The 7,800-nt window shown below is 61.5% G+C and carries 6 protein-coding genes and 1 pseudogene; 6 read left to right on the plus strand and 1 reads right to left on the minus strand.

All coding sequences use genetic code 11. The features are described 5' to 3' along the window. Positions 1-328: pseudogene (locus BT116_RS29775) on the plus strand (IS4 family transposase); the annotation flags it as partial. A gap of 58 nt (positions 329-386) precedes the next feature. Continuing rightward, complete coding sequence (locus BT116_RS31190; protein ID WP_072349343.1) at positions 387-548, plus strand: nucleoid-structuring protein H-NS; 162 nt, start codon at positions 387-389, stop codon at positions 546-548. A gap of 628 nt (positions 549-1,176) precedes the next feature. On the opposite strand, the gene BT116_RS29785 is transcribed toward BT116_RS31190, so the two are convergent. Next, positions 1,177-1,632 carry a DUF721 domain-containing protein gene (locus tag BT116_RS29785; protein WP_072349345.1) on the minus strand — a complete coding sequence of 152 codons (456 nt, stop codon included), beginning with the start codon at positions 1,630-1,632 and terminating at the stop codon, positions 1,177-1,179. Positions 1,633-1,938: 306 nt separating this feature from the next. Here BT116_RS29785 and secA point away from each other — a divergent pair, with 306 nt between their 5' ends. The 4 genes from secA to BT116_RS29805 all read left to right on the plus strand — a co-directional run bounded on the left by secA (position 1,939) and on the right by BT116_RS29805 (position 7,677). Continuing rightward, entirely contained in the window at positions 1,939-4,674 is a 2,736-nt protein-coding gene (gene secA / locus BT116_RS29790) for a preprotein translocase subunit SecA (RefSeq protein WP_072349347.1), read from the plus strand. A gap of 123 nt (positions 4,675-4,797) precedes the next feature. After that, positions 4,798-6,015, plus strand: coding sequence for a bifunctional glutamate N-acetyltransferase/amino-acid acetyltransferase ArgJ (argJ, locus tag BT116_RS29795; RefSeq protein WP_057452545.1), 1,218 nt, complete (start codon positions 4,798-4,800; stop codon positions 6,013-6,015). A gap of 88 nt (positions 6,016-6,103) precedes the next feature. After that, on the plus strand, positions 6,104-6,736 hold the full coding sequence (locus BT116_RS29800) for a glutathione S-transferase family protein (protein WP_072349349.1): 633 nt from the start codon (positions 6,104-6,106) through the stop codon (positions 6,734-6,736). Beyond that, on the plus strand, positions 6,733-7,677 hold the full coding sequence (locus BT116_RS29805; protein ID WP_072349351.1) for a Nudix family hydrolase: 945 nt from the start codon (positions 6,733-6,735) through the stop codon (positions 7,675-7,677). The genes BT116_RS29800 and BT116_RS29805 overlap by 4 nt, the downstream gene beginning before the upstream one ends. The last annotated feature ends 123 nt before the right edge of the window (positions 7,678-7,800 follow it).

Raw genomic sequence — 7,800 nt, forward strand, 5'->3', positions numbered from 1 at the left:
CGTGCTCAAGCGCAGCGTCGAGCAGGCTCATCGCCAGAACCTGCCCGATGATTGGGAAGCATCGATTTTTCACCTAGCGGTACAGGTACGCAGCGGTTACGAGGGGATGCAAATAGCCTTGCCAGAATATCTATGCATCCCGATCCCCGCCGCAGGACTGACTCAGTACCTGCTCGCACTCGCTCGAAATATACAGCCCAAAGCGGTCGCCAAGAGCAAACGAGGCCCGAAAGTGCCCAAGTCAAAGGAGTGGCTTGAAGGCAAAGCCGCGAATGCCCATGTGTCAACGGATCGGGTGCTCAAGGCAGCTAAAGCCAAAAGACCTTGAAAGGGCTGGCTCTTACAGCGGCTCACTTTTGAAAAGCGCAAAAGTAAGCAAAACGCTCATGCCCCACCACTTGGTGCCTCGCCTGGGCTCGGCATGCCCTCACTCCGGCATTGCTCCGTGGGCCCGCCGCGAAGGACCATCCATGGTCCAGCGCGGCTACCTCGGCATCCATGCCGAGGTGCCCACTGCGCAATGCCTGCGTTCGGCCAGCGTGGTTTAACGGGGCCGCCCAGATCAAGATCAAAAGCAGAGCAAAAGCAGAGCAAGAGCAGAGCAGAGCACTTCCAGCATTTATGTGGCTGAACCACCGCTATCGCGAGCAAGCTCGCACACATGGAGTTGCGGGTGTTCACAGCATCTGCATGCGACACAAAAACCTGTGGGAGCGAGCTTGCTCGCGATGAGGCCAGCCCATTCAACATCTTTCATCGACAGTGACACCGCCTTCGCGAGCAGGCTCGCTCCCACAGGAGGGACGCGTTCACTCCCAACCAGGTCGGCTCTCAGGCCGCCTCGCGGTGGACGTTGATCTCGGCGCCCCATTAACCACGATGGCCGAACGCAGGCATTGTGGAGTGGGCATCCCGGCATGGATGCCGGGATAGCTGCGCTGGGCCATGGATGGCCCTTCGCAGCGGGCCCACGGAGCAATGCCGGAGTGAGGGCACACCGAGCCTAGGCGAGGTGCCAAGTGGTGGGGCAGGAGCGCTTTGGTTACTTTCGCGCTTTTCGAAAGTGACCCGCCGTCAGGGCGGAACCCTAAGCAGCCGTTACCGCAGAAACGGATATACACACAAACTACAACCCCCCCGCCCATAGCGGTCCCACACCCAACCGAGACCGCCAGATCAATCCTTGGGCCGAGCATGCGCCGCCAACCGCTCCAACGCCGCCCGCAGATTGGGATCGCTAATGCCATCCGCCGTAGCCTGGATGGTCGCCGCGGCGTCGGTGGACAAATCCAGCGTGTGCCCTTTGACGCCCACCTGCACCGTAGGCGGCTGCACCTTGAACAAAATCCGCGTCAGACTGGCGAATTCTTCGAACACCTGCAATTGACGCAAAAGACGCTTTTGCTGATAGCGCAAACGCGTGGCCCAGTGGCCGTCGGTGACAATCAGCAGCAAGCTGCCTTCGCGCCAGGACGCCACGTGGCAATGCTCGCGCGCGGCAGGCTGCAACTGGCTGTCGAGCAGGCGCTGCAAGTGGCCCAGGCGTCTGGCGTGGCCGAAGATGGCTTTCAGCGGCTTGGCTTCGCGCAGCAGAACGGCGGGTGCCTTGGCTGGAAGAGGGCGGAAGGCCATGAATGAATACCGCAAGTGACAGAGGTGCCATGGTAGCAGAAAGCGCTGGGCACGCCTCGGCCTGATACCCAGCGGCTTTTATCCGCGCAACCAAAGCGTAACTTCTGCCTTTTGTGGGTTGAAGTTCGCGCAAAAGCCCTTATTTTATGCAGGCCCCGTCACAGCGCTGTGCCAGCATCGTGGAATAACGCCACTTTCCTCTCCATCGTTTCCGGGTAGAATGCTCGTTCGCATGCGGCCATGAGGGCTGCACGGGCGACTCACGGGGCCGCCCTCCATCCCTTTAGTGTGGAAGATCCTGCCGATATGTTTGCGCCTTTGTTAAAGAAACTTTTTGGAAGCAAGAACGAGCGTGAAGTCAAGCGCATGCTCAAGACGGTACAGACTGTCAATGCCTTCGAAGAGCAAATGGTGGCCCTTTCGGACGATCAGTTACGCGCCAAGACTGCCGAATTCAAGGACCGCATCGCCAAGGGGGAAACCCTTGACCAGCTCCTGCCTGAAGCCTTTGCGGTCGCCCGTGAAGCCGGCAAGCGGATCATGGGCATGCGCCACTTCGACGTTCAGTTGATCGGCGGCATGACCTTGCACGAAGGCAAGATCGCCGAAATGCGTACCGGTGAGGGCAAGACCCTCGTGGCGACCCTGGGCGTGTACCTCAACGCACTGTCCGGCAAGGGCGTGCACGTCGTGACGGTCAACGACTACCTAGCCCGCCGCGACGCCAACTGGATGCGCCCGCTCTATGAATTCCTCGGCCTGACTGTCGGTGTCGTCACGCCGTTCCAGCCGCCGGAAGAGAAGCGCGCCGCCTACGCCGCCGACATCACCTACGGCACCAACAACGAATTCGGGTTCGATTACCTGCGCGACAACATGGCGTTCAGCATGGAAGAAAAATTCCAGCGTGAACTCAACTTTGCCGTGATCGACGAAGTGGACTCCATCCTCATCGACGAAGCCCGTACCCCGCTGATCATTTCCGGTCAGGCCGAGGACAGCTCCAAGCTGTACATCGAGATCAACAAGCTGATCCCGCAGCTCAAGTTGCACGTCGAGGAAGTCGAAGGCGAAGTGACCCAGGCCGGACACTACACCGTTGACGAGAAGACCCGTCAGGTCGAGCTCAACGAAGCGGGTCACCAGTTTGTCGAGGAGATGCTCACCCGTATTGGTTTGCTGGCTGAAGGCGAGAGCCTGTACTCGGCCCACAACCTGGGCCTGCTGACCCACGTTTATGCTGGCCTGCGTGCGCACAAGCTCTTCCATCGCAACGTCGAATACATCGTGCAGGACGGCCAGGTCGTACTGGTGGACGAACACACCGGCCGTACCATGCCGGGTCGTCGCCTGTCCGAAGGCCTGCACCAGGCCATCGAAGCGAAGGAAGGCCTGAACATCCAGGCCGAGAGCCAGACCCTGGCCTCGACCACCTTCCAGAACTACTTCCGCCTGTACAACAAGCTGTCCGGCATGACCGGTACGGCCGACACCGAAGCGTTCGAATTCCACCAGATCTACGGCCTGCAAGTGGTAGTGATTCCGCCGAACAAGCCATTGGCCCGTAAAGACTACAACGACCTGGTGTTCCTGACCGCCGAAGAGAAGTACGCGGCGATCATCAACGACATCAAGGAAGGCATGGCCCAGGGCCGTCCGATCCTGGTGGGTACCGCCACCATCGAGACTTCCGAGCACATGTCCGCCCTGCTCAACAAGGAAGGCATCGAGCACAAGGTCCTCAACGCCAAGTTCCACGAGAAGGAAGCCGAGATCATCGCCCAGGCCGGTCGCCCGGGTGCGCTGACCATCGCCACCAACATGGCCGGTCGTGGTACCGACATCCTCTTGGGCGGCAACTGGGAAGTGGAAGTCGCCAGCCTGGAAAACCCGACCCCCGAGCAGATCGCACAGATCAAGGCCGACTGGCAGAAACGTCACCAACAGGTGCTCGAATCCGGCGGTTTGCAGGTGATCGCTTCCGAGCGTCACGAGTCGCGTCGTATCGATAACCAACTGCGTGGCCGTGCCGGTCGCCAAGGCGACGCCGGTTCCAGCCGTTTCTACCTGTCCCTGGAAGACAGCCTGATGCGCATCTTCGCCTCTGACCGGGTGAAGAACTTCATGAAGGCCTTGGGCATGCAGCCGGGCGAGGCGATCGAGCACCGCATGGTGACCAACGCCATCGAGAAGGCCCAGCGCAAGGTCGAAGGCCGCAACTTCGACATTCGTAAGCAACTGCTGGAGTTCGACGACGTCAACAACGAACAGCGTAAAGTGATCTATCACATGCGTAACAGTTTGTTGGCCGCCGACAACATTGGCGAAACCATCGCCGATTTCCGCCAGGACGTGCTCAACGCCACCGTCAGCGCTCACATTCCGCCGCAATCGTTGCCGGAACAGTGGGACGTCGCCGGCCTGGAAGCCGCCTTGCAGAGCGACTTCGGCGTGGCGTTGCCGATCCAGCAATGGCTCGACGAAGACGATCACCTGTACGAAGAAACCCTGCGTGAGAAGCTGCTGGCCGAACTGATCGCCGCGTACAACGAGAAAGAAGACCAGGCCGGTGCCGAAGCGCTGCGCTCCTTCGAGAAGCAGATTGTGCTGCGGGTGCTGGACGACCTGTGGAAAGACCACCTGTCGACCATGGACCACCTGCGTCACGGTATCCATTTGCGCGGCTACGCCCAGAAGAACCCGAAGCAGGAGTACAAGCGCGAGTCCTACACGCTGTTCTCCGAGTTGCTCGACTCGATCAAGCGCGACTCGATCCGTGTGCTGTCTCACGTTCAGGTTCGCCGCGAAGACCCGGCCGAAGAAGAAGCCCGCCTGCGCCAGGAAGCCGGAGCCCTGGCTGCGCGCTTGCAATTCGAACACGCCGAAGCCCCTGGCCTGGAAGTGGTCGCCGAAGAGGGCGTCGATGTGGATGTCGCCTTGGCGACCGCACCGGTGCGCAACGAGCAGAAGCTGGGTCGTAACGAACTGTGCTATTGCGGTTCGGGCAAGAAATACAAGCATTGCCACGGGCAGATCCAATAAGCCCGTTCCAACGCTGAACCACCCGCGCCGCGACCGGATTTTATCCGTCGCGGCGTTTTGCCATTTTGATTCGCCGTCTCGATGAGGACGGCGTCGATATACATCTCATTTAGGAGCGCATTCATGGCTGTTGGTCTTGGTCCGTTGCCCACGTTGCACCCGGTCGCCGGTTTTGAACTCGGTATCGCTTCGGCGGGCATCAAGCGCCCCGGGCGCAAGGATGTCGTGGTCATGCGTTGCGCCGAAGGTTCGACGGTCGCTGGCGTGTTCACCCTCAACGCCTTTTGCGCCGCGCCGGTCATCCTGGCCAAGCAACGCGTGCAGGGACCGGTGCGTTACTTGCTGACCAACACCGGTAACGCCAACGCCGGTACCGGCGCGCCAGGCCTGGCCGCTGCCGAGCGCACCTGCGCCAAGCTGGCGGAACTGACCGGTGTCGACGCCAGCCAGGTGCTGCCGTATTCCACCGGCGTGATCGGCGAGCCGCTGCCGGTCGAGAAGATCGAAGGTGCGTTGCAAGCCGCTCTCGATGATCTGTCGGAAAACAACTGGGCCGCCGCCGCCACCGGCATCATGACCACCGACACTTTGCCCAAGGGCGCGAGCCGCCAGTTCGAGCACGATGGCGTGACCATCACTGTCACCGGTATCAGTAAAGGCGCTGGCATGATCCGCCCGAACATGGCAACCATGCTTGGCTACATCGCCACCGACGCCAAAGTCTCGCGCCAAGTGCTGCAAGACCTGATGCTTGACGGCGCCAACAAGTCGTTCAACCGCATCACCATCGACGGCGACACCTCCACCAACGATTGCTGCATGTTGATCGCCACCGGCAAGGCCAGCCTGCCGGAAATCACCGAAGCCAGCGGCCCGCTGTTCGCGGCGTTGAAGCAGGCGGTGTTTGAAGTGTGCATGGAAGTGGCCCAGGCCATCGTGCGTGACGGCGAAGGCGCGACCAAGTTCGTGACCGTGCAGGTTAACGGCGGTGGCAATCACCAGGAATGCCTGGATGTTGGCTACACCGTGGCCCACTCGCCGCTGATCAAGACCGCGCTGTTCGCCTCCGATCCTAACTGGGGCCGCATTCTCGCCGCCGTTGGCCGGGCCGGCGTGCCTGAGCTGGACGTGAGCAAGATCGACGTGTTCCTCGGCGAAGTCTGCATCGCCAGCCAAGGCGCTCGCGCTGCGACCTACACCGAAGCCCAGGGCGCGGCGGTCATGCAACAGGAAGAAATCACCATCCGTATCGAGCTGGGACGGGGTGATTGCAGCGAAACCATCTGGACCACCGATCTGTCCCACGAGTACGTCAAGATCAACGCTGAGTACCGCACTTAACAGGCTCGGGACCGAGTTGCTGCCATCGCGAGCTTGCTAGCGATGGCGCCAGAACAGACACCCCAGAACCATAAGAAAGGAATCCAGCATGACCCTGCACCTGATCATCGGCGACAAAGATCTATCTTCCTGGTCCCTGCGTGGCGCGTTGGCCCTGGCGCTGACCGGCGCGAAGTACACCGAAGAGCTGGTCAGGCTCGGCCAACCCGATACCCGCGAGAAGCTGCTCAAGTATTCGGCCACGGCCAAGGTTCCGCTGCTCAAGACCGAGTTCGGCGTGATCGCCGACTCCCTGGCGATTGCCGAATACCTGGCCGAACAGTTCCCGGATGCCGGCCTCTGGCCCAAGGACGTTGCCGCCCGGGCTCAGGCGCGGTCGGCTTGTGCACAAATGCACAGCGGTTTCTTCGCCATTCGCAGCAACATGCCCATGGACCTGCTGCACGATGCACCGCTGTCACCCATGCCTGCTGACGTCCAGGTGGAAATCGAGCGGATGCTGGCGTTGTGGGCCGAATGCCGTGCCGCGGCGACCGAAACCGGTCCTTACCTGTTTGGCCGGGTGAGCCTGGTCGATGCGTTTTTTGCTCCTGTTGCCGTGCGCTTGCGCACTTATCAGGTGAAACTGCCGCAGGTCGATGAGGCCTACGTCGAAACCCTTTATCAATGGCCGGCGTTCAAGGCGTGGCAACAAGCTGGCCTGGAGGACACTGCGCGGTGAAACGAGTCCATGTGGCGGCGGCGGTCATTCGCGACGCCGCCGGTAAAATCCTGATCGCCCGAAGGGCCGACACCCAGCACCAGGGTGGCCTGTGGGAGTTCCCCGGTGGCAAGGTCGAGGCCGATGAGTCCGTCGAAACCGCCCTGGCCCGCGAACTTCATGAAGAGTTGTGCATTGTCGTCGATGCCGCCCGACCGTTGATCAAGGTGCGCCACGATTACCCGGACAAACAGGTGTTGCTGGATGTCTGGGAAGTCTCGGCGTTCACCGGCCAGCCCCACGGCGCCGAAGGGCAGCCGTTGGCCTGGGTGACGGCCCGCGAACTGACGAATTATGAGTTTCCGGCGGCCAATCAGCCGATTGTCGCGGCGGCCCGTTTGCCGGGTGAGTACCTGATCACACCTGACGGCCTTGAGACACCGGCCTTGCTGCGCGGCATGCAGAAGGCGATTGCTGGTGGGATCAAGTTGGTCCAGCTACGTGCCCCCAACGGTTACGACCCGCAATACCGCGATCTGGCGGTGGACGCGGCGGGGCTGTGTGCCGGTAAGGCCCAGTTGATGCTCAAGGGGCCGTTCGAATGGCTGGGGGATTTTCCTTCCGCTGGCTGGCACATTACCGCCGCGCAACTGCGCAAGCATGCAGCGGCCGGTCGACCGTTCGGCAAGGACCGCTGGCTGGCGGCCTCCTGCCATAACGCCGAGGAACTGTCCCTGGCGCAGCAGATGGACGTGGACTTCGTGACACTCTCGCCGGTGCAGCCGACCCAGACTCATCCCGATGCACAGCCGTTGGGGTGGGCAGAGGCGGCGCGCTTGATCGAGGGCTTCAACAGGCCGGTTTATCTGTTGGGCGGAGTCGGGCCTGGCGAGCGACAAAAAGCCTGGGAGGCCGGGGCGCAGGGTGTGGCGGGGATCCGGGCGTTTTGGCCAGAGGCTTGAAGCGGCAGTGAACCGATCGTTCCCACGCTCCGCGTGGGAATGCATCCCGTGACGCTCTGCGTCACTTCCAGAAGCGGAACGCGGAGCGTCCCTGGCGGCATTCCCACGCAGGAGCGTGGGAAC

This window comes from Pseudomonas sp. NFACC16-2, assembly GCF_900119205.1.
Classification (GTDB): Bacteria; Pseudomonadota; Gammaproteobacteria; order Pseudomonadales; family Pseudomonadaceae; genus Aquipseudomonas; species Aquipseudomonas fluorescens_Q.